The organism is Reichenbachiella sp., assembly GCF_033344935.1.
Classification (GTDB): domain Bacteria; phylum Bacteroidota; class Bacteroidia; order Cytophagales; family Cyclobacteriaceae; genus Reichenbachiella.
Map to the genome: position 1 here is coordinate 3,389,682 of NZ_JAWPMM010000001.1, position 23,200 is coordinate 3,412,881.

A 23,200-nucleotide genomic window follows, 5' to 3' on the forward strand; every position below is an offset into this window, starting at 1 on the left:
TCCTATAAAATTATCAATAAATCATTCAAAATATTACTTTAATCCAATATATCTGACATGAATAGCATAACAAATTCAAATTCTAACGACCTCAATGGACTAGCATTTTGGCCTTTGCGAAAAATGGTTTCACTCATTCAAAATGACTTGCAGGTTAGATGGATTCTATTGCTCTTTATCGCTTCTTCCTGCCGACCAAACACGGTCTCATTTGAGTCGTTTGATTCACCCCTCTGGATAGCGGAGTCAAAAACATGTACAGGATACAGAAATGATGTCATAAATGATATGGAGGCCGAATTTGATCTGTTTATTGGAATGAGTGAAACAGAATTGATCAAGTATCTGGGAAACCCAGGCAAAACTTTGCTATATACCAGAGGGCAAAAATTCTTCAGTTACCATATTGACTGCCCAAATCAACCAGCGAGCACACGCCAACTCAGAGTAAGGTTTAGCGCACTGGATTATGTCAATGAGGTATTAATCTTAGACTGACTCATTGACCCACATATACGATCGACACCTCTGAAGCACCAAAATAGCCGAGAACAAGTTCATCCGAATCATCGAGGTTAGCCATGTTTCCTTCGACAATCCCAGGTAAAACTCTAGGGCTCAAAGTGGAGTTGCTAATTTGCTCTTTAAGATTGTTATAATAATCAAATGCCCCTTTAGACAGCGACATATGCTGAAAATGAGCTTCATCGGATTGAGTGAAGAGTACATTTCCAGCATCAAATTTAAATTTATTCCCATTGGTAAATTGATCGTCAAACAATACTAACTCCTCAGGGCTATTACGCAATTCACCATTAACATAAACCTTCCACCTATAGTAATTAGCTGTAGCTGAATCATCATCAACAAAAGCTGAAAGGAAGAAATTTTCATCTTCGGGGTCAATTTCAAAATCAGCAGGATCGGCTATAAAATTAACAAACGCATCTTCCGCTGTACTCAGTGCAGGCATTTCCTCCGGAGTCGAGGAATATCTTTCTTGATTGTGCAAAACCGTCAGTTGGTAGATTGATCCCGGTGATCCTACAAAATTCACAGGGTCAGATTGATACTTTCCTGTACCAGGTATCTCGTTAAAATCATATCTATTGCCCACATGATCAGTTACATATACTTCAGCTCCTAACACAGCAGGATAGCCTGATTGATCAGAATAACCGTTGCTCTCCGAGAGTTTAATTTCATAAGGCATCACCTCGTTTGTAATCCAACCATAGACAACCAAGTGAGACTCCCCTGTATCCAAATCCAAATCAATAGGGTCAATACATGAGGAATAGATCAAACCAACTAAACATAGGATTATATGTTTTTTGACTCTGATCAAAACCTAAAATTATATGTTACTGAAGGAATCATAGTTCCTAATACCGATAGTTTTTCTACTACAGACACTCCGGGTTGCTCTTCACTTTCACGAAAATAGTAGGTCTGAGCATTTCTTCTTGCATAAACATTATAGATGGAAAACACCCAGCTGCTTTCTGCCCTACGCTCTTTGCCATTCTTTCTTGTTTTTTTCAAGTTGAGTGTGGCCGCGATATCCAAACGATGATACTCTGACAAGCGATCCAAATTTCGGTTAGGATGATGAGGCACCTGCAATCCATCAATTTCATATTTTGAAGTTGGGAAAGAAAATGGTTTCCCTGTATAATAAACAAAGCTTGAGGACAAGGATAAATGAGGAGTCAACTGATAAATACCTGTGATGGCCACATCATGCGTTCTATCGTAATTGGTCGGGAAAAATTCCCCATTGTTAATCCTCTCTGCTTTTAGCTCGCCGTCGACCTGTCGTTCTGATCTAGATAAAGTATACCCTAGCCACCCCGTTAATTTCCCAAATTTCTTTTTTAGGAAAAGTTCCATTCCAAAGGCTCGTTCCTTACCGATTAGGATTTCAGTTTCTATGGATTCGTTAAAAAGTAAATCAGCTCCATTTTTATAATCTACCACATCCTGTATTTTCCGATAATAGAACTCCAATGATATATCCATATCAAACCGATTGACATATTGGTAAAGTCCGATTGTAGTTTGGTGCATGGTCGTCGGCAAGAGGTATTTTCCACTAATTTGCCAAAGGTCTGAAGATGCTGGTGACAAGGTATTAGATAGCAAGTGCATATATTGAACAGATGCAAAGTGGCCCACCTTTAACGACATGTTCGGATTGAGTTGATATTTCAAAGATAGTCTTGGTAGCAAATTATGATAAAAGGTTCTTGCTTCTTTATCTCCAGCAGAAATCGTGTCCACACGAGTTTCTAATAACTTTTCTTGGCCAGCTTCATAGATATATACATCTGACTTCCCTGTATTATAAAACCCTGAATAACGAGCGCCAATAGAAAGTGAAAAATCACCTAAATGTCTTTCATTGGTCAGGTAAACGGATGGTTCCAAGCCTAATTCATTGTTCAGCTTAACAAAATTCTCCGATGACCCGATCCCTGGAACACGCTCGCCGGGGTTCATCATATGAGCAACCACATCACCTCCATATTCAAATATATTTCTCGGGTTATAATAAGAGGTCATATCAAATTTCACGGCCAAATCAGAAACTCTCGACGTTCCCACAAAATCTGCCGACTCGCTTTCCTCGATTACCCGATACTCATATTGACTGAAATATGAAGTTACATTCATAAAGTGCTTGCCCCGATGAATTTTATTCCATCTTACAGACAACACTCTATTACCCCATTTTTGTAAAGCATCAATCCCAAATTGATTAGCATCAGCACCAAAATATCCGGAAAAGTAAATTTTGTTTTTGTTGTTAACATTAAACTTAATCTTCGTGTTAATGTCTTGAAAACTCACCCGACTATTCGCTAATGTCGGGCTTTTAGTATTCCTTAAAATCAAATCCCAAAAAGTACTTCGAGCTGACAGTAGGTAATTGGCATTACCATCTAAAATCGGACCCTCAAACATGATTCGACTTGTAATTAGACCCAATCCACCAGAAAGGTGAAATTCGTTCTCGTTACCTTCTCTTTGTCTGATGTGCATAACCGAAGACGTACGTCCACCATATTTGGCTGGTAAATCGCCCTTTAGTATCTCGACATCCTTTACTGCATCCGGATTAAAAACGGATACCAAGCCAAAAAAGTGATTGGAATTGTAAATCACAGCTTCGTCAAGCATGATTAGGTTGGCATCAGAAGCACTTCCCCTTACATTTACCCCAGAAACTCCCTCCCCTACATTTGAGATACCGGGCAATAACATCGAACTTTGAAAAACATCTACTTCTGCAATGTACGGAATCTGCCCAGCCATTTCCATATCCAGTTTGTTAGAGCTCAATAGAACGTTTTGAGCTTTAATATCAAACAACTCTTGCTCTTCTATTACCACATTATCGAGCTGAACTGAATTTTCAATTAACTGAAAATTGAATTGAAAATCTTTATTTAATTCAATAGCATGACTGATTGGGTGATAACCAATAAAAGAAACAATCAAATCATACTTTCCTTTAGGCAGAGTAAAAGCATAAAAACCGTAACCGTTTGTAGCCAAGCCTGTCTCTATGTTCTTAATATAAACTGTGGCCCCGATAAGTGCTTCACCAGACGCTGCGTCTTCAACCAAACCACTTATGGAGTATTTGTACTCGTTTTCCGGACGATCATAATATCTAATCATCAATTGACCATTCAAATAAGCATAATCTAAATTTTCATTGTGGCATATTCTTGACAAGATATCCTTTACATCAGTCTCCTTGGTCTTTCCAAATTCAATTTCCTTTTTTAACGGAATGATATTATCGTGATAGGCCACTTTGACTCCTTGCTCCGGCAGTAGTGACTCAAGTATATCCTTGGTTTTGTACTTTTTCTTATAGAGGATCACCCTCCTGTCTAGGATACTTTCTTGCGCATACAATTCTGACATGCAAATCAGAAGGGTAAGCAAGGCACAGATGAATTTTCTAACAATGACTTGATCCAAACTATCTAACGAGACAAATGCAATTTTGATCAAATTTAGACATTGCAATCAAAGGGATGAATAGATCACATAAAAAAACCCGTAACGATATGATCGCTACGGGTTAGTCCATTGTACTTCGAGTATCTTAATTAGCAGCCTGGGCCGGTCAATTTGATTGTTTTGCCATTTCTCTCATTTTTGATATTGGCAATGGCCTCAAAGGTGCTTAAAATTTCATCCAGTTCTTTGTCTTCGAACGAAGAAGTGATCAAACAATTTTTAATTGCCTCATCCACTTTAATTTTCACATTGAAATGTTCGCTTAGGGTTTCTGCAACTTGAGATAACGGAGCGCTTTTAAACATGAAATCTTTTGTCATCCAAGAAGATGCATTGTCGTTGAAGGAGTCATTTTTCGCCAGCTTGTTTCCAGTAAATGTGGCCTGATTACCCTTTTCAAGAATAACTTTCACTTTCTCATCACTTGAAGACCCAAAAGCCACGCGTCCACTAGTCACATTCACGTTGGCATACGTCGCTTTGGACACCAAATCAAACGAAGTACCCAATACTTCTACGGTGGCTTTTTCACCCAATATCACGAAAGGTCTTTCTGAATCTTTAGCTACATCAAAGTAGGCCTGTCCGTCTAGTCTAACCACCCTTTTATCCTGATCCATTTTTTTCGAATAACTGAAAGTCGAATTTTCATTCAGCCAAATAATAGAACCGTCTGCCAGTTCCAGCTTTTTTATTTCACCTTCAGTAGTATTAGCGATCAATTGCTCGGATTGATTCTGATATTGAAAAACAATGAATCCTAGCCCAACAATCAAAGTAATCACTGCAGCTACTTTATAAAGGATGTTTTGTCCTCCTGATTTTGATTCCCCAATAGCATTTGCTACTGATTTCCAAGCGCGATCTACATCGGGCTGAAAGTTTGTGAAGCTGATCTCTGATGAGAGATAGATCTTTTCAATCTCATCGAAGGCCCTTTGGTTCGCATCAGACAAAGCTACCCATTGCTCCACCTGCTGTCGCTCTTTTGCATTGAGCTCACCCTTTAAATAGGCCAGTATTTTAAATTCCAATTCTTGCATTTTAGTCGTCGTTCAATGGTATGTCAAGCAAACCATTTCAATCCCCCATAAAATTTCAAAAAATATTCACCAAAAGAAGCAACATTATTTTATCCCAAATTGGATTAAGGTTCTCTCTCAATTTTTTTAAGGCCAAACCAATCTGATTCTCAACAGTTTTCACAGAAATATCTAGTTCTTCAGCTATTTCCTTGTAGGTCATCCCCGCATTCCTACTAAGGTTAAAAATGATTCTACACTTGTTAGGAAGAGACTCTATCGCACTATGCACATACTCCCTTAATTCGTCCATGATCATCTCTTGCTCACGGTTATCTTCCTCCATAAAACCAACACCATCCAGATCTACCTTCTTTTGTTCTTTAGGTAGTTGAAGTTTCAGGTAATTAAATGACCGATTTCTTATCGCTGTGAAAAGATATGATTTTATAGATGTGGTGATAGTCAGACTCGCTCTTCTCTCCCAAATGTTGATAAAAACTTCTTGTACTACCTCCTCCGCAACTTGCTCGTCTCTTACATACTTCATGCAAAACTTACATAGGTCGGAGTAATAAGTCCTGAATATTTGCTCAAATGCACCCCTATCGTGATTGGATAGGCGCTGGATTAATTCGTCTTCGTCAGAAATATGCACTTATATCGTTTAGGTAATTGCGGCAAATGTACAAGAATTAGAAATTCATGCAAAAACAAGGAACTATTGAATGGATCGTAGGATATAATCTCTAAAAATCAAAGGCGAAGGCAGGTCAAAATCCGCACGTTCGTTTTTTCCTGTAATCGCAACCACTAACTCTAGATGAGGGACCACATATAATCGCTGTTCACCAATCCCTCCAGCAAAGAAAGTATCATTTACTTCAAGAAAAGGAAGAAAACCATTATTATCAGCATAACGCCACCACATCCAACCAAAATCATTAAAATAATCAATATTCGTCTGAACATCGACAGAAGACTTCATGTATTCGGGATTCACAATTTGATTACCAAACCAATCACCTTCTTCCAAATACAGGTAGCCTAGTTTGGCTAGATCAAGTGTTGACAATGATACTCCCCAAGCCATATTTGCATTGTCTCCAACCCTGGCTACATCAAAACTTCCCACACTGATGGAATTGAAAACTTCATTCAACAAAAAGCTATGTATACCGTCTCCATATTGGCTTTCTATCACTTCAGTGATTATAATAGGAATTGCGCTATTATAAGCGTATCTGCTACCCGGCAACGCATCTAAAGGTTTGGTAATAAGATATTCTGCCCAGTTTTCACTTTCTATCATCCGATCTATATCGCTGAGCTGACCATCAAAAACTCCACTCAACTCATTCCAACTCAGACCACTTTTCATAGTCATCAAATGCGCGAAGGTGATGTTCTTTTTCAAAGGAAAATCTTCAAACTCCTCTTCAAAAGCAGGTAAATACTTATAGATAGAATCACTTACCGAACTAATCAATCCCATATCAATGGCCCGGCCTAAAGCCAAATTTGAAACAAAACTACTTACGCCTCCCAGTTCAAACTGAGTACTACGGTCATTTCCATAGTAATATTTCTCATAAATCAGATTGCCAGACTTTACCACTACTAACGATTCGATGCCTTGCCCGGGCTGAGTCACAATTACTGAGTCCATTTCCAGCAATCTGGCTTCATCCATTTCTAATTCTCTTGGCTGAAGCACAGGCCATACATTTTGGTCAGAAGGAATAGATTCATCATAAAAGCAACTTGTAGTTGCCCACCCAAAAACTATCATTATGATTAAAAATCTCTTCATCTGAACTTCCCTACTTTCATGACCAAACCAAAACTAAGCCCATTGAAGTCGTCATTGCTTAATCCGGTAATTTCTAATTGATTCATCCACCGATATCCAGCAAAGGCATTTACAGCCAGAAACTTGGCAAGAATATAATCCACACTCACTTGCAACTGCAGCACCCTGAATTTGTCCGATAAAAACGCTTCCCCTGTTTCCGAATGAGACCAAATCACTTCTCCAAACCCTACCTTAGATTCAAAATTGAATTCATAGTCTCTTTCTAAATTTGTTCTATAACCCAATACAAAACCCGCATGTTTGTAGTTCATCTGAAACGAATTAGGAAAGATTAGCCGCTCTTGATACTTGTTGTCATTATAAATGAGGTTGTAAAAACCTATTTCGATGTGATTCTTCATGATCACTGCAGCCTGAATACCAAAACTATTGGTATGATCCGGTGCTACAGGGGCATTTTCATAAACTCCACCTATATATCCTTTGGGTAACAAGGAAGACTTTTGCGTCCCTATGGCTAACGAATCTGATTGTGCAAATACACTCGTATTGACGCCCAAAAGCACAATAAAAAAAATAAATAGAAGGTGTATTTTCATTTTGTAATTTATGACCTAACAACAATTAAACAGACTCAATTGCTTATTGAAAGATAAAGTAATTTATAAGAAAAAAGGACTTACCGATTGGCAAGTCCTTTTATGCTAGAATATATTATCGTTTCTAAAATTTGAACTTTAACTCTGCGCTATATAACCTTCCTATAAATGGAGACGCTGTAAATTCTCTAATTTCTGAGTCGAAAAGATTGGTCACCTGACCTGAAAGCGTCATATAGTCGGTGATATTATAACCTAATCCAATATCAACATTTACAAAACCACCTAACGGGCCATAATTCCATGTGTCAGTACTTCTGGCATCTTCTACGATTGGCGTACCTCTATATGTCCATCCTGGCTTGGTCTCCGAAGCAATTTGATAACTAGAATAGTAGTTGTATGCTTGAACCCATCTCATAAATACGGTACCGAACCACTTGTCCGAACTATAATTCAGGCCAAGGCTCATTTTATTTTTGGGTGAGTTAACCAGAATATCCAAGTCATTTACTTCACCGTCACCATTAAAGTCATTCTCCATATCATTTTCATCAACAGAGTAGTTAAAATATGAATAATTCAAATCAGCGCTTAGGTTATCATTAAAGTAATAGCTAAGCCCAAAATCGGCTCCATAGGTATTTACTTTACCAAAATTGATATAGGTAGCTACCAATCCTCCATAAATTCCATATCCGGATTGTACCTGATCCATAGGGACATCGCCTCTCTCGGTAGCAACACCCACTACTGTCACAGGACTCAAGAAGTCTTTAGACATATTGTAATATGCATTGGCATCTACAAACAATCGATTAGGCACTACTTGACCTTTGTACCCTATCTCAAATGTTTGTATTTTTTCAACTTTTTGTTTCTCCACTGTGGTGCCATCAGTTAATGTAAATCCTTGCGCATTCCCCAGGATCAATCCACTAAACAAGTCTCCGTACATATTCAAAATGGTCGGTGCTGCGATTCCTTGTCCGTAGGTCAATCTCCAAGCTCCATTACCCACAGTCTTTACCAACCCAAATTTTGGAACAAAGTTGAAATCATAAATTTCATGATTATCAGCTCTAAAGGCTGCTACTGCTTTCCAGGTATCAGCAAATTTGTATTGTACCTGACCATACCACCCCATTTGATACACATTCAAATCATCAGAATCATCCAATAGATAAGTGTCATTACTATCAGCCATATCTTGTTGGTATTGGATACCTGTCACGATTTCTACATCACCAAAGGTATTGTGGTACTGTACTTCACTATTGATACGTTTGGAATCATCCTGAAAAATAGCGCCACTTCCATAAGAAAAAGCTCCTCCGGCTTCCTCAGGTGTCATTCCAGAATCAATACCTCTATAGTATTGCTTTGTTCTTTCGTCAATCGCATAAGTACTGTCTGTCTTACTCGAAGTATAGTAAACTTGAGCAAACCAATTTTCGGAGGTATATCTCAAATGTGTGAAAAAGATATTCCAATCCTTGATTTGATTTCTACCCACATTGGTTGGGGCTAGATAGGTACTATTGGAATATCCAGAAGAGAGAATGATATCAGATTCGGCATTGGGACTAAAGTATAAAGCACCTTCCACTCTGTTGAAAGCAAAATCATTATCTAGTTCAAACTCTTCATAACCCTCTTTGATGCCATCTGCATCTCGATCTATATAAACCGAATCAGCAAAAGAGAATTCTTCTCCCTGTGTATGCTCGGCAGTTAGCTTAAAGCTAAACTTTTCATTGACTACCTGTGCATGTCTGGCTCTTACAGAAAACATAGATTGGTTTCCCGCATTAACCGCTACTGTAGTTCCTTCTGAAGTTCTTGGGTCTTTAGAAATGATATGCACCAAACCATTATGGGCATTGGGTCCATAAAGCGCTGAGTTGGGCCCGAGGATCACTTCCACTCTTTCTATATCTTCTTTGATTTGGGTGTTGAGGGGTCCAAACGGCAATCCGGTAGCAATCAAGGTAGCCAATCGACCATCTGCTACTTGCAAATTCTTAGAATTAAAATTGCTATTAAAACCACGAATATTCACACCTGTACCAACCACACCTGAGCGTACAAAGTCCACGCCCTTTACTCTAGCCAATAATTCACCTGGATTAAAAGATGGCAACTCATCAATCTGCTTAGAAGTAATGACACCAATAGTAGCAGGAGACTCTGTTAGCTTCTCTGCCATTCTGGTTCCGGAGATTACCACCTGATCACTAAGAAATAATGACTCTTTAAGATTGATAGTGCCGATGTCTTGGTTACCACCATTGACTGTGACATTTATATTTTGGTCCTTAAAACCTACATAAGATATAAGCAACTTGTAAGTTCCGTCTGCAACATTATCTAAGGTAAATGAACCATCTGCCGCTGTAATGGTCCCCTGATTTGTTTCCGTAAGTCTAATATTTGCTCCTATCAAAGGTTCATCTGTATCACCGTCCATAATTCGACCAGTGATTGAGTTTTGTCCTACCGATTGAAAGCAAACAAATAGCAGCCCCACGAGCATTGTCGTAAAAGTTCTAATCATCGTTTTGTTTTTTTAGTTGTATCAGCATTAGCCTACTTTTTCAGCTAATTCTTTAAACTTAGAGAATGCCTCTATCGGTTTGGGGTGGTTGACTAAATCGGAAATCCTTGACTATCGTTATTTAATTCCCTTGTTTTAAACGCATCTTATTGATTAACAGTAAGTTGTATTCCAATATTGTAGGTACGACTTTGTTTTACAAAAATTGGTTGTTTTTTGGACCGAATACAATGGTAATAAAGCCGACTAACTAAAGCCTGCTTGTCTTGCATACAAATCCAAAAAATAATGCTTATTTCGTCTGACCGTGAAGTTCGGATCTGGCTAAAGTGACTGTGCGTGGAATGTAATTTTCCAGCTCAGTGAGTACCTGATTGAGGATAAAAGATTTGTGTGGATCTGTGAAGTGCTCTCTGGACAAGCTCACAATAGAATCCAACATCGTTTCTGCATTTATTTTACCCGTTTTCAGCTGGGCTATTTCATAGTACCACTTTATAGTAGGTAGATATATTTCCTTCTTCTGATCTTGTTGGTCTTTCTTCAGCAGCTCATACCGTTTAAATATCTGTAGTACCTTTTCGTACTTCTTCTGCCTGACAAGCCCCTGTACATATCCTGTAAAAAAAGAATACCAACGTTGGGTAAGGATATCATTTTTGTGAATTCGTAGAAATGAATCGGCAATAAGTTCTCCCCTCTCTGGTTGATTATTTAGGTTTAGACACTTGATATAGAAAGACACGAAACCAATTTTATGATAGAAATTGTCAATGTTTCTAATTTCTGAAAACGATTCCTTCAAAAGGTTCAAGGCCTCCTCTATTTTACCTTGCCTAATGAGTATAGAACTGAAATTACTCAAATACTGCACATGGTCTGAGTTTTTTTGGCGAATGGACAAATATCCATATTCCTCAGCTTGCTGCAACACGTCAAATTTGGAGTGAAGCATCAAGCGATTGGCATAGTAATTATATAATATCCTTCGGGTATAAAACTTGCCTTTCACCAAGAGCTTGTCTAGCTTATCATACACTTCTTTGAGTTTGTCAAACTCTCTACTATTGAAATACAAAAAGGTAAGCCGAATGACGGCCATATATCTATTAAACCCATCCAGTTGCTCATTGTCAAACAAATCCAACATCCAATCTTCCCATTCACTAGTATCTTCTATTTTATGGTTAAACTGATCAATAATATGAACGGTCGCCGAATGAAGTTTTTGATTGATTACCTTGGACTCATCATAAACCGATTGATACTTTGAAATAAAAGCATTTACCATCTCATAAGGCTCATACCTCAATCTGATCAATAAGAAATGGCGATAATTAAGCACCATTTCAAAGAACTTCATAAAGTTGTGAATGGGGTGTTGGTAGTTTTTAATTCGTCGCAGCAATAGCTTTTCTTCTTGCGGAGTAATCGCATCGGTAATCACCTTGCGATCCATCTCATTGATCCATTCAAAAAACTTATCTACGTCAATAGCATCCAGTTTTTCTTGCACCCACCGCATCATTCCTGAGTACTTGCGCTTGTCTATGAAAGTATTGAAAGGCTCCTTGCTACCACGATTGTGCGCATTGACCTGGATCTTTTTCAGGATGCTCAGCTTTTGGTCATCGTCGAACTGCTGAACATTGACTAGATAGTCTGCCTCATGGGGCAATACATCAGATGCAAAGGCGGTGAATTTTTTAAGCTTTACCTTCAAGGTTATGATTTATTTAGACAAAAAATCGTGTAGTATTTCGTTAGTCTCTTCTGGTTTATCAAATGAAATGAAATGACCACAATCAGGAATGAATTTCAGCGTCACATTCGACATTTGACCAGCTCCTCTTTCTCCTACCGCCTGTGTTGTCAAATCCGGATTCAAATATTTATTAGGAATCAACCCATCATTAGCCCCATACACAACTAAGGTCCTTTGTTTAATATTCTTCAATTGATCAAAAATGGGTTCGTCCAGCATCGCATGCATTCCTCCTACTACAGCCTGACAATAAGCATTGAAGTCTTCAGCTTCGATCATTTTCAAACGGTCTTGTATCATAAATTCAACATCTGACGGCATGCTATAAAAGTTTAAAGACCAGTTGGCTCGGATCTGTGCTTCTGTTGCATCCTCCACTGAAGCTACAGTAAAAACTGTTTTCAGCCAAGTCGCTTGCTCCGACGAAAATGTTTCAAATCCAGCTGGCGCCAGCAAGATCAATTGATCGAACTGATCAAGTCTTTTCAATACAGTAGTCACGGCAACTTGCCCACCCATACTATGCCCCACCAGCACTACATTCTTCAACCCTAACTGGTCCATGATCTTCAGAACAATCATTGCGTATTCGTTCATGCTAATAGAGGCATTACCTTTTGAAGACATGCCATAGCCTGGCAAATCAATCGCCACACATCTATATTTAGATTTTAATGCATCTATATTTTTGTACCACGACGGTAGATAAGTAGCCAATCCATGAACGAAAAGCAGTGTTTTTGAGCCTTCTCCTTCATCCACGTACGCTACCTGAGTGTCTTGATCTACCTTGACATAATTTACCGGATAGCGATATTCAGTGATCACATCACTCACTATATTTGGCGCTTGAGAGAATGTTTTGCTTCCAGTCATGGCTGTTGTCATCAATATAAGTAATGCTATGTTTAATCTCATGATTTATCCCTTCAGCTTTTTTCGATCGATTTTACCGCTATCATTTTTTGGCATCTCCTCCAGCCATACGATATGCTTAGGTATTTTGAATTTGGCCATATGCTTAGCACAATGTGTAGTTATCAAATCCTTGTCTGGCAACCTTCCATTGGCGGCCGTGAGATAAGCTTTTCCTACTTCTCCCCATTGTGTATCTGCAACACCCACAACTGCTGCCTCGTCTATTTCAGGCATTTGTCTGAGCACCCGTTCCACCTCTGCAGGATATACATTTTCACCTCCTGAGATAAACATACACTTGATTCTGTCTACAATATAGAGGAACCCTTCGTTATCCATTTTTGCCAAGTCGCCCGTACGAAACCATCCGTCTTGGATGGCTTCTTTCGTGGCTTTCTCATTTCGCCAGTATCCTGGCGTAACCAAGGGCCCCGACAGACACAATTCGCCAATTTCGCCGGGTTTCACATCTTCTCCATCCGCTGATTTCAATCTGATTTCTGTATAAAAATTAGGCAGCCCTATCGAGCCTATTTTTCGTTCTGCATGATCCTGGTGTAATGAAGTCAGGTTTGGCCCTACTTCCGTCAATCCATAACCTTGTCTTATTTTCACGCCTTTACTGTGCCAGGTGTTTATCACGCTTAATGGCAATGCCTCACCGCCCACGATGAAGTATCTCATATTGCTCAAATCAGCCTTTTCAAATTGCTCAGATTCGGCCATCATTTTGAGCATAGTAGGCACTCCCATGAATAACTGACTTTTCTCTTCTTCGAGTAATTGCAGCAGTAGATCAGGGTCAAATTTTCTCATAATTCCTACCGAAGCACCACGATGTAAAAGTGGCGTCAAAAGTACATTCCAGCCACCTGTATGAAAAGCCGGCATACATGATATCGTATGGTCTGATGATGTGAGCTCTAGACTCTGGGCGGTATTTACACTATTCCAAAAGAGCATCTTATGAGAATAAATGGCTCCCTTGGGGTACCCAGTGGTACCTGAGGTATACAAGATAAACAAGGGGTGATTTTCATCAATGTCTAAAGCTTCGAACGGTGTCTCTGCAGCTGATGCTAATTCTTGAACCAGCTCCTCCATCCAGATGAGTTTCGTATCTGCCGATTTGGGTATTAGTTGGTCGAATTTCTTTTCTGCAATCAGGTAGGAAGGGTTCGAATCTGCGATAAGATATTCTATTTCTCTGGCAGACAGTCTATAGTTGACCGGTACCAGCGTAATGCCGGTTTTTTGAGCCATAGAGAACAAAGCCACATATGCAATACTATGTTCGGCAATAACTAGAATTCTGTCATTTACTTCACAGCCTGTATTTAAAAACCTACTCGATAAATAATTCGCCTGGCTATTGAGCCGTTTATAGGTAATACTTTGATTGGTTTCATATTCAGTAACAGCCACCTTATCTGGCGAATAAACAGCCCACTTCGATATCCAATCTTTCCTATACATTTTCATTTCTTTGCTTTGTAAAAAAATGCAGCGCAAAACCTACCACTAAAGAAGTTAAAATGGCCATTGTACTGGCTATGCCCGGATTGTTTACAGACTCTTTCATATACGGCAAGAAGCGACCATAATACACAGCAAAGTGAACCACCAACGCAGTGATAGACGCAGAAAACACAGTCTGCAATCGTACATTCTTGATAAACATACCAAAAAGCACAGGAACAAAGGCTGCTGAAAAATAAGCGTAAACACCGTTTTGAGCAAATATGCCAACACTCAAATTAGGCGATAGCAACTGCTGGTAAGACAATACAAAACTGACAACGGCCAAGAAAATAACCATGAGCTTGTTTACTAAAATTTCTTGCCGATCTCGTTGATCTGCTTTGTAAAAACGTTTTCCAAATAGTGGATTGAAAAGATCGCCTGTAAGCGAAGAACTCAGCGACTGAATGAGACCTTCTAACGTAGACAATCCAGCCGATATCAATCCCAGAATCACCAATATCCCTACATATACAGGAAAGCGACTAACTACATAGGTAGATACAATACTATCCATCGGAATTGCTGCACCATTGACTGTGAGATCCGGAAAATACAATCGAGCAAACAGGCCTACAAAAACCACCTGAAAGAATACCACCAACACCAATATCCCCACAAGCAAATAGCGATTGACATCCTTTTCATTTTTTAGCAGAAGCGATTTGGTAATGACATGAGGCTGACACACTATCGCAATACCAATCACGGTTTGGCAAAATATTATCTCAAAAAAGTCTCTAAAGAAGAGACTGTCAGGATCTGTCCAGCTCGCGTAATTTGGCCCTATGGATTTCAATTGATTCATAAATCCAGAAACCCCATTTTCGAAATATGATGTACCAGAAGAAAGGAGAATAACGGCCACCACAAACATTAAAACTGCTTGAATAGAATTGGTATAAACCATGGAGTTGGCTCCCCCAAACATCATGTATCCAAAAACAAAAATGATGACACTAGCCAGTACCATTACCGGATCGGCGTTCAAAGAGTTGGATAACACCTGCGTGAGTCCCACACAAATCAAAACGATAAACGTGATCAAGAGCAAGGAAACAAAAGCAAAAAACAAGGCATACGCCTTGCTGTTGTACATCTTGCCCATCCACTGGGCCATGGTGAGCGCCTTCACATTCGCACCATACTTTCTAAACCCTTTGGTCATGAAAATTAATGAGCCAAAAATGGCTAGTGGCATAACGATGCCAAAAGACAAAACACCGCTCAAACCATATAATGCAATAAAACCAGGATTGATGATGAATGTAGCGGCACTGGTCATGGAGGCAGCCAAAGCCAAGCCTACGGCTGTCGGCGAAAAAGTGATGTTGCCCACAGCATAGTCCGACATGCTCTTAATCCTGAGCGCTCCGCGGACAACAAACAAAAGTATAGCGACCATATAAATAATGATCACTATCCAGGTCGCAGTTATCTGCTCAGGGGAAGCGAGGTTATTCATTGCTTAATCTTTAAACCTAAAATTAGTACTGTACAGCTGCCGCAGCAAATGCCAGGCCTCCACCTGAGCCGATAAACATCAGCAAATCACCCTTTTTCAATTTCTTGTTTTTATAGGCATCTTCCAACGCCATTGGAATACAAGCTGATCCTGTGTATCCATATTGATCCATCACCATATGTGCCTTTTCTCTGCATACGCCCAGGTTGTCCATGGTTTCATTAATAGAATTAAAATTCAATTGAGTGATGAAGAAATGGTCAAAATCGTCTGGCTCCTTGCCCAACCTCTTGCAAATATCTAGTGCCATTTCAGTCCACATTTTCGGGTTCAATTCTTTAGGGAACCTATGCACAAATTTCAATTGATGATCATGATTTGCCAGCACTTCTGCTGTAGTTGGCTGATGAGTGGCTCCGCCATAAATCCCCATCCATCCGTTGTACTCTCCTTTGGTTTGCAGATCGCTAGTCAGCCATCCAGCATCCCCTTGCTGAGCAGACATAACCACAGCACCTGCCCCATCCGCAAACAGGGTGACAGTTTTCTTGTCTTTTTGATTTAGATACTTGCTCATCGCATATCCACCAATTACCAAAATATGCTTATAGCGATCATCTGCGCTGATGTACTTTGCAGCTACATCCATGGCCGTAACAAAACCAGCACATGCTGTATTCAAATCAAAAGTTCCTGCATTTTTTAAACCCATTCGATCTTGAATAACTGAGGCAGTTGAAGGTGAAATGAACTCCGGCGTATCAGTCGAAATCACCAAAAGATCAATCTGATCTGGTTCTATTCCAGCATCCGCCAACGCTTTCTTAGCTGCTACTTCACAAAGGTCTGCTACTGACTCCTTTTCGTTGCACCAATATCTCTTGGTGATATTCACATTTTCTCTTAGCCAAGCATCTACATCTTCTCCAAGGGTTTCGTTGAAATAGCTGTTTGGAATTTCTCTGGCAGGTACATGCGCACCAATTCCTGTTATTTGTGCTCTGTTCATACTTGTTAGGTTATAGGGTTACAGCGCCGTCTACACTCAATACAGAGCCACTGATAAATGAGGCCTCGTCAGAAGCTAAAAAGGCATAGGCATTGGCAATATCATCCGGTTCGCCTAGTCGACCAAGTGGGGTCTTGGACACCATCATTTCTATCACTTTTTCAGGCATCGCCTTCACCATATCCGTCGCTATAAAACCTGGTGCTACAGCATTGACGGTAATGGAATGTTTGCCCAATTCTTTGGCCAATGTCTTGGTCATCCCTATCACGCCTGACTTGGTAGCGGCATAGTTTGTTTGTCCGAAATTTCCGTAAAGACCTACAACAGAAGAGGTATTGATAATTCGACCGAAATTATTCTCCATCATATTTGGCGTGGCAGCCTTAATGCAATTGAACACGCCTGTGAGATTGACAGAAATGACTTGCTCCCATTGCTCGATACTCATCTTTTTGATCGTGGCATCTCGCGTGATCCCTGCATTATTGATCAAGATATCAATTCTTCCTAGCTGATGGATAACTTCGTCAGCGGCCTGTATAGTGGCTTGATGATCCGCCGTATCGACTTTTTGAAAAATGGCTTGGATGCTTCGATCTGATAATTCATGCGCCAGTTGATTACCGGCTTCTTCATTGATATCCCATATGGCAATTTTAGCACCTTCATCTGCTAACTTCAATACTGCTGCCTTGCCTATTCCTGCGGATCCTCCCGTGACGATCGCCACGCGATCTTTAAGTTTATTCATATGTCTTATTCGCCTAGTTTTACTCTGTTTTTTTGTGAAGCAAGAAAAGTTGAAAACATTTCCTTGTTCATTCATGCTTCGTAAAAATATACTTAGACCCTAGACTTTTAGGACAAAAAAGATCAATTCAAGGCTTGACTATTGAATGATTTAAAAGAACATAAAATTATAACTAATTCATTTTAAGTACTTTAACACAAATAAATAGAGGTTTGACTTTTACAAAATCAAACCTCTACAAATAGGTTAACTATATCTGTACCTCATTTTACTCAGCAGCAACACTAGCAATCCATCGGTCAATCTTGGCTTCCAAAACCACCAACGGCAAACTACCAGATCCCAAGACCTGATTATGAAATACTTTGATATCGAATTGATCACCCAAGGCTTTTTCTGCTCTGGTTCTCAGCTCCCTGATTTTCAACTGCCCTATTTTATATGACAGTGCTTGTCCAGGTCCAACCATATACCTTTCAATTTCTGAAATGATAGAAGCTTCAGAAGCTGCTTCATTAGCCATGGAGTATTCAATGGCTTGCTCTCTGCTCCAGCCTTTGGCATGCATCCCAGCGTCCACTACCAGACGAATGGCACGGTGGATCTCCATGCTCAACATACCAAAGTACTGATAAGGATCGGTGTACAAACCAAGTTCCTTACCCAGTGATTCCGTGTATAGGGCCCATCCTTCTACATACACGCCCATACCTTCGGTGTGCAGGAATCCTGGCAGACTTTCATTCTCCTGCTGGAGCGACAACTGATAGTGGTGACCCGGTATAGCTTCATGTAAAAACAGAGCTTCATCGGAATACTTGTTGTATTTGGTCACGTCTGGAATAGGCACATAAAAGATGCCCGGCCGAGAACCATCTTTAGATCCTGCATTGTACTCCGCACTAGCCGAAGCCTCTCTGAATGCTTGTGTTCTTCTCACTTCAAATGGTGACTTAGGAGTCAAATCAAAAAGCTTATTGAGATTAGGCTTCATGCGCTCATGAATAGCATTGAAGTTGTCGATCACCTGCTGTGGATCTGTAAATGGCATTTGTTCTTTGCTGGTACGCACATGATCAAAGAAAGCTTTCAAGTCTCCCTCGAATCCGATTTCTTCTTTCACCATTTCCATTTCCGCACGGATTCTGGCTACTTCACTTTTCCCCAATTCGAAGATCTCATCAGGCGTCATATTAGTAGTGGTATGATATTTCACTAAATACTGATAGGTTTCCTGTCCGTTCGGCAATGCGCCGATACCTGCCGTCTCTGTGCCTGCCTGAAAGTATTCTTCATTCAAAAAAGTATCAAGTGATTGATAAGCAGGGATCAATTCGTTCGTCAATAAACTCTGAAAATCAGATTCAATTCTTGCTCGATCCTCCATAGGGATACTATCAGACATATTCTTCACTGCGGCATAGAATACATGGTCTTCGATGATAGGATTGGTGAATTGATCCATCTGACCGATCACTTTTTTAATAATAGCTTTTGGTAACACTACGCCTTGCACCATTCCTTCCCTCATATTGGCCTGTGCAGTTTGCAGCCATGGAATGAAAGCCTTTACGCGTTTGTACCAATTATCATAATCTTCGACTGTATCAAAAGGCTGAGCCCCTCCTACATCCGCGAACGTAGTAAAATAGAGATGAAAGGAAAAAATCTGATTGATCGGCAAGTAATTGATATTAGGCAAATCAAACAGCGGCGAGGCCACAGATACCATAGTATTTTCCAATCCTTCCTTTTTTAATTTGCAATCCCACTCCATGACTTGAATACTCATCTGATCTGCTTCGGATAAAGTATTGGGATCTATATCCGAGATGGCTTGTAAAAAGGCACTGTAGCTAGCTACCATGTCCGCCTGCACTTCAGCATCGATATAATTCACAAGCTTATCATTATATCCTTCTAATCCAGCATTGGTAGCTTCTATTGGGTTGATCCTTAGTTTGAACTGATGATAAGCATCGAAAAGACTGTCAACCGACACTAGTTCTGGTTCGGTTGTCGAAGTTGATTCATTGGTTTGGCAGGCTGTTAGAAAAAGGAATCCTAAGGCTGAACATATTAGAACTAGATACTTGAAAACTTTCATTTGGGTGTGATTAAATGTTTAAAATATAAGTAGCCAAATTAATTATAACCGTTGGGTATTCAAACAACTTAATACTAGAGAGTATTGTGAATTTCTCGAAATTCACTTATAGCATGTATTGTTCATTCATATAAGCAAAATTCGTCCTTCACAAATCGCTTCACCGGTTCAATCATATACTTAGCTGTGCACGCAACTGTTTGTGATAAACCTAGCTAAGTAGTTAAAGTTATCTCATATTTGGAAAAGCAACCTAGTGCTAACAAAATCAAACCAATACCAATATTAACCATCAAATATGGCTGGTGAGCTTTGAGTCTTATATCATGCCCATAGTGAACAAGAGCAGACCAAAAAAAAGGGTGTTTATTAAAACTGTCACCAACAGCCAAAAAATCTCTTTTCGCATTATTGAGGGCACTAGAACTACGGTTTCCGTCCTTCACATTTTTAAAATATTCGTTTATAATTTTCATCGTACTCAAGTCATCAATGGACCATAGGCTCCCAATTAAACTTTGCACACCCACCTCAATTGCTCTTGCCCCAAAACTCTTTGATAATTCACCATTAACAGGGTAACCAACTAAACTTTCACAAGAGGTAAGAACCATCTGAGTGGGAAGTCCTCCAGCTTTGTAAAAATCAAAAAAATCCAATCTCCTCATCGAATCTAAATCAGACAATAGCAATACTGGATCTTTCTGATTATCCAAAACCTGATGGGTAGCAATATGCCAAATCGACGATTCAGTCCTATCCATTTTTTTCAAAGTTGTCTGAAACCCTTCTCTTTGTGCTCCGGACAAAAAAAGCTTCTCATTCTTATAGTTCCCATGTAGAGAAAATACTTTTGGATCCGTTTCTATTATTTCCAAACGTCCCATATCAATTCGCGAATACACCACATCAATTTCATCGATAAGGTATTTACCCTTATTTACAAGAGCCTCAAAAGGCAGATCATTTAGTATACCATCAGCGTCTATGACAAGCCTATTCCCAGGCTTTACAGCATTAACGAAGAACGTGGAATACAAGTCTTCTAAGTTCGATTTCAACTGAGTAAAATTATTTTTAGATCCGACGTAAACGGATTCCGCATCTTGAATTTTGTCATTAGTATCCAGAAGCTTTCTAAGCAGTATTTCTTTGGGATGTTTTGTAAGTACTTTTTTCTCTCCCTGCCAAAAAAATTGAAATATAAAATCCTGTCCTTCAAGAAAAACCATTCGTGATTCTGCGGGGTTTGATCTGAATAATGGAGCCTTTTTCTTATTGAAAGAAGTATTTAAAATTTTAAGATATTGAGATCGAAGGTTGTTTCTCACCAAAAAACACTCTTTCCACTTTTTGTTACTCAGATTGCCTGAATACAAGTTTTTTTCCAATGGTTCTATTTTTTTAAGCAAACCAGAAACAATAATTGATCTCATTGAACCTGAACTCAACAGGCTCTGATTATTTTGAAGCTCTCCAGCTCGGCTGATTAAAAAAGCCCTCTGAATCAAGTCAGTATTAGATTCATCGACTGATTGATTACTTAAATGCTCAAGAGTAGCTTCTAGCAACTGATATGTACTCGAAATGTGGTTTTTTCGATAAGAGTTAATTAGCCCAGATGAAAACGCACCATTTAAATAGTATAGGGTTGCCTTAATTTGATCATTGATCTCAGCTACTGAAGCGATTTGCTCCTTATTAGGATCCAATAAGATCTTTAGTTTTAGCTTTAGATAATTTAACCTTAAGCATAGCATTCTATAGCCAACTATATATTCAAATCTTTCATCACACAAAGAAGGGTATTCATACAAAATAAATAGGTCTCTTTGCACTTTTTCCTCTAAAGATATTAGTTCAGCATTAGACACCAAACTGACCTGATTGACATTATTCATTCGTAAATTCTCAATCCTATTTTGAATACCTAAAAGAAATTCTGAAAATATGGTCGAAGGCAAAGCAGAACTATCGTGAAAGTGTATCACCTTCTCTAAGGTTTTATCCCTCTCCCAATTCCGTAAAACATGGATCAATTCAATATCCGAATTTTCAAAATTGACTGAATATCCCTTTGAATATATGACCAGCATAACGATCATAAGAGGCATGACTTTCTTACAAAAAAAAGTGATAGGTATTGCGCTTAGGGTAAAGGATTCTACCCCACGATTAGGTGGTAAATACATGGTGGTTAGGCTTGGTTTATTGGATTACCTTTTTCTTAATTTAAACAATTAATGTTTGTAATTAAAGCGGAAACCATTAATATCACTTTACTAAAAAATCAACCTAACATTTTTTGAAATATTCTAATGATAAGTATTGAATTTAGAAGAAAAAACTCTGATAACAACATAATTGACGGTTTACGAGAAGGACAGAAAAAGACGCTCAACCATATCTATAATGAATACTTTCCACACGTCAGAAATCATATCCTAAAAAATTCCGGATCCGAAGACGATGCCAAAGACGTATTTCAAGATGCGATTATGGCTATCTTTCAAAACGTATCGAATGCAGACTTTGAACTCACCTGCAAATTTCAAACTTATCTAAATGCTGTTAGTAATAACATTTGGAAAAAAAGGTTAAGGGATAGAAAAAAAAATACCGTAACACTAGAAGAAGATTTTATGCATATCGCTCAAGAAGAGATCGAGGATGCGGTGCTCAAAATGGAGAGGTATAAGTTTTATCTCAGGAAGTTTAGCGAAATCAGTATTAAGTGCCAGGAACTTCTCAAAATGTTTTTAAATGGGATTGACATGAAAAGCATCACTGAGCACTTTGGTTTCGCGAGCGTATCATATACAAAAAAAAGAAAGTTCAATTGTAAAGAAAGTCTGGTCAAGGCTATCGAATGTGACCCTGAATATCAACTACTAGTAAGTCTATGAACAAAAAAGATCGACACGAGTTGTATGAGCGGTACCTGAAAAACCAACTCGATGGTATTGCATTAAGGAAATTCGAGCAAGAACTAGAATCGAACGAGCTAATGCAAAGAGAACTGACTTTAGAAATTGAGCTTAGAGAAGCACTGAGTCAACATAGTGATTATTCCATTTTCAAGGATTTAGTAGAGAAAGCCGAATCAGAGTACTTTCAAAAGCCTAATAGAAAAAGCTGGCCTTTAGGCTGGGCTGCCGCCCTACTGGTATTATTAATAAGCACCTTTGTCTGGAAAACTCACTTTGACCTATCTCCGGATGATTTTTTCGAGAAGAATTTTGTCCCCTATAAAGCTCCTGGATTACTAAGGGGTGATGTTACTGTATTGGATGAGGATTTAATGATAGGACTTATTCGATATGACGAAAGACGATATGCTGAAGCCATAGAAGCTTTTGAGTCTGTAATAAAGAAAGATTCTCTCAATTACACTGCTCAATTTCTATGTGGCGTAAGCCATATGGCCTTGCAAAACTTTAAAAATGCTGAATCAATCCTTATAGAACAATCCGAAAATCAAGACAACATTTTCAAAGACCAGAGCCACCTGTATCTTATGATTTTGTATCAATCAGACAGCCTTACTACTAATGATGAACATGTACAATATCACTATAGACAGATCACTGACCCACAGGTAAAAGCAATGGCTGATGACTTGAGGTAGT

At 39.1% G+C, this 23,200-nt stretch carries 18 protein-coding genes; 3 read left to right on the top strand and 15 right to left on the bottom strand.

Features of this window, described 5'->3' with window-relative positions; translation table 11 throughout:
• Positions 1–57 precede the first annotated feature (57 nt).
• Complete coding sequence (locus R8N23_RS14690; RefSeq protein WP_318172366.1) at positions 58–498, top strand: hypothetical protein; 441 nt, start codon at positions 58–60, stop codon at positions 496–498.
• 1 nt (position 499) lies between these two features.
• On the opposite strand, the gene R8N23_RS14695 is transcribed toward R8N23_RS14690, so the two are convergent.
• The 15 genes from R8N23_RS14695 to R8N23_RS14765 all read right to left on the bottom strand — a co-directional run bounded on the left by R8N23_RS14695 (position 500) and on the right by R8N23_RS14765 (position 21,562).
• Positions 500–1,348 carry a DUF4249 domain-containing protein gene (locus tag R8N23_RS14695; RefSeq protein WP_318172367.1) on the bottom strand — a complete coding sequence of 283 codons (849 nt, stop codon included), beginning with the start codon at positions 1,346–1,348 and terminating at the stop codon, positions 500–502.
• On the bottom strand, positions 1,345–4,029 hold the full coding sequence (locus R8N23_RS14700) for a TonB-dependent receptor (RefSeq protein WP_318172368.1): 2,685 nt from the start codon (positions 4,027–4,029) through the stop codon (positions 1,345–1,347). Before R8N23_RS14700 ends, R8N23_RS14695 begins: the two co-directional genes overlap by 4 nt.
• 98 nt (positions 4,030–4,127) lie before the next feature.
• Positions 4,128–5,072: a FecR family protein gene (locus R8N23_RS14705; protein WP_318172369.1), complete on the bottom strand. Its 945-nt coding sequence runs from the start codon at positions 5,070–5,072 to the stop codon at positions 4,128–4,130.
• Between the two features lie 64 nt (positions 5,073–5,136).
• Entirely contained in the window at positions 5,137–5,718 is a 582-nt protein-coding gene (locus R8N23_RS14710) for an RNA polymerase sigma-70 factor (protein ID WP_318172370.1), read from the bottom strand.
• A gap of 63 nt (positions 5,719–5,781) precedes the next feature.
• Entirely contained in the window at positions 5,782–6,873 is a 1,092-nt protein-coding gene (locus R8N23_RS14715) for a serine hydrolase (protein ID WP_318172371.1), read from the bottom strand.
• Entirely contained in the window at positions 6,870–7,475 is a 606-nt protein-coding gene (locus tag R8N23_RS14720; protein WP_318172372.1) for a hypothetical protein, read from the bottom strand. Before R8N23_RS14720 ends, R8N23_RS14715 begins: the two co-directional genes overlap by 4 nt.
• A 124-nt stretch (positions 7,476–7,599) precedes the next feature.
• Positions 7,600–10,032, bottom strand: coding sequence for a TonB-dependent receptor (locus tag R8N23_RS14725; protein ID WP_318172373.1), 2,433 nt, complete (start codon positions 10,030–10,032; stop codon positions 7,600–7,602).
• A 292-nt stretch (positions 10,033–10,324) separates the two neighbouring features.
• Complete coding sequence (locus tag R8N23_RS14730; RefSeq protein WP_318172374.1) at positions 10,325–11,755, bottom strand: hypothetical protein; 1,431 nt, start codon at positions 11,753–11,755, stop codon at positions 10,325–10,327.
• Between the two features lie 9 nt (positions 11,756–11,764).
• Complete coding sequence (locus tag R8N23_RS14735; protein ID WP_318172375.1) at positions 11,765–12,715, bottom strand: alpha/beta hydrolase; 951 nt, start codon at positions 12,713–12,715, stop codon at positions 11,765–11,767.
• A 3-nt stretch (positions 12,716–12,718) separates the two neighbouring features.
• Positions 12,719–14,191 (bottom strand): class I adenylate-forming enzyme family protein, encoded by a 1,473-nt coding sequence (locus tag R8N23_RS14740; protein ID WP_318172376.1) that lies wholly within the window; start codon positions 14,189–14,191, stop codon positions 12,719–12,721.
• Positions 14,184–15,701, bottom strand: a complete 1,518-nt coding sequence (locus R8N23_RS14745) for a sodium:solute symporter family transporter (RefSeq protein ID WP_318172377.1) — start codon at positions 15,699–15,701, stop codon at positions 14,184–14,186. Before R8N23_RS14745 ends, R8N23_RS14740 begins: the two co-directional genes overlap by 8 nt.
• 22 nt (positions 15,702–15,723) lie before the next feature.
• Entirely contained in the window at positions 15,724–16,710 is a 987-nt protein-coding gene (locus tag R8N23_RS14750) for a ketoacyl-ACP synthase III (protein ID WP_318172378.1), read from the bottom strand.
• 10 nt (positions 16,711–16,720) lie between these two features.
• Complete coding sequence (gene fabG, locus R8N23_RS14755; RefSeq protein ID WP_318172379.1) at positions 16,721–17,464, bottom strand: 3-oxoacyl-ACP reductase FabG; 744 nt, start codon at positions 17,462–17,464, stop codon at positions 16,721–16,723.
• 268 nt (positions 17,465–17,732) lie between these two features.
• A complete protein-coding gene (locus tag R8N23_RS14760) occupies positions 17,733–19,571 on the bottom strand; it encodes a DUF885 domain-containing protein (protein WP_318172380.1) in 1,839 nt (612 codons plus the stop codon).
• A gap of 215 nt (positions 19,572–19,786) precedes the next feature.
• Positions 19,787–21,562 carry a CHAT domain-containing protein gene (locus tag R8N23_RS14765; RefSeq protein ID WP_318172381.1) on the bottom strand — a complete coding sequence of 592 codons (1,776 nt, stop codon included), beginning with the start codon at positions 21,560–21,562 and terminating at the stop codon, positions 19,787–19,789.
• Between the two features lie 327 nt (positions 21,563–21,889).
• Here R8N23_RS14765 and R8N23_RS14770 point away from each other — a divergent pair, with 327 nt between their 5' ends.
• Together R8N23_RS14770 and R8N23_RS14775 are read left to right on the top strand one after the other, a co-directional pair.
• A complete protein-coding gene (locus tag R8N23_RS14770; RefSeq protein ID WP_318172382.1) occupies positions 21,890–22,477 on the top strand; it encodes a sigma-70 family RNA polymerase sigma factor in 588 nt (195 codons plus the stop codon).
• Complete coding sequence (locus tag R8N23_RS14775) at positions 22,474–23,199, top strand: hypothetical protein (protein WP_318172383.1); 726 nt, start codon at positions 22,474–22,476, stop codon at positions 23,197–23,199. Before R8N23_RS14770 ends, R8N23_RS14775 begins: the two co-directional genes overlap by 4 nt.
• The last annotated feature ends 1 nt before the right edge of the window (position 23,200 follow it).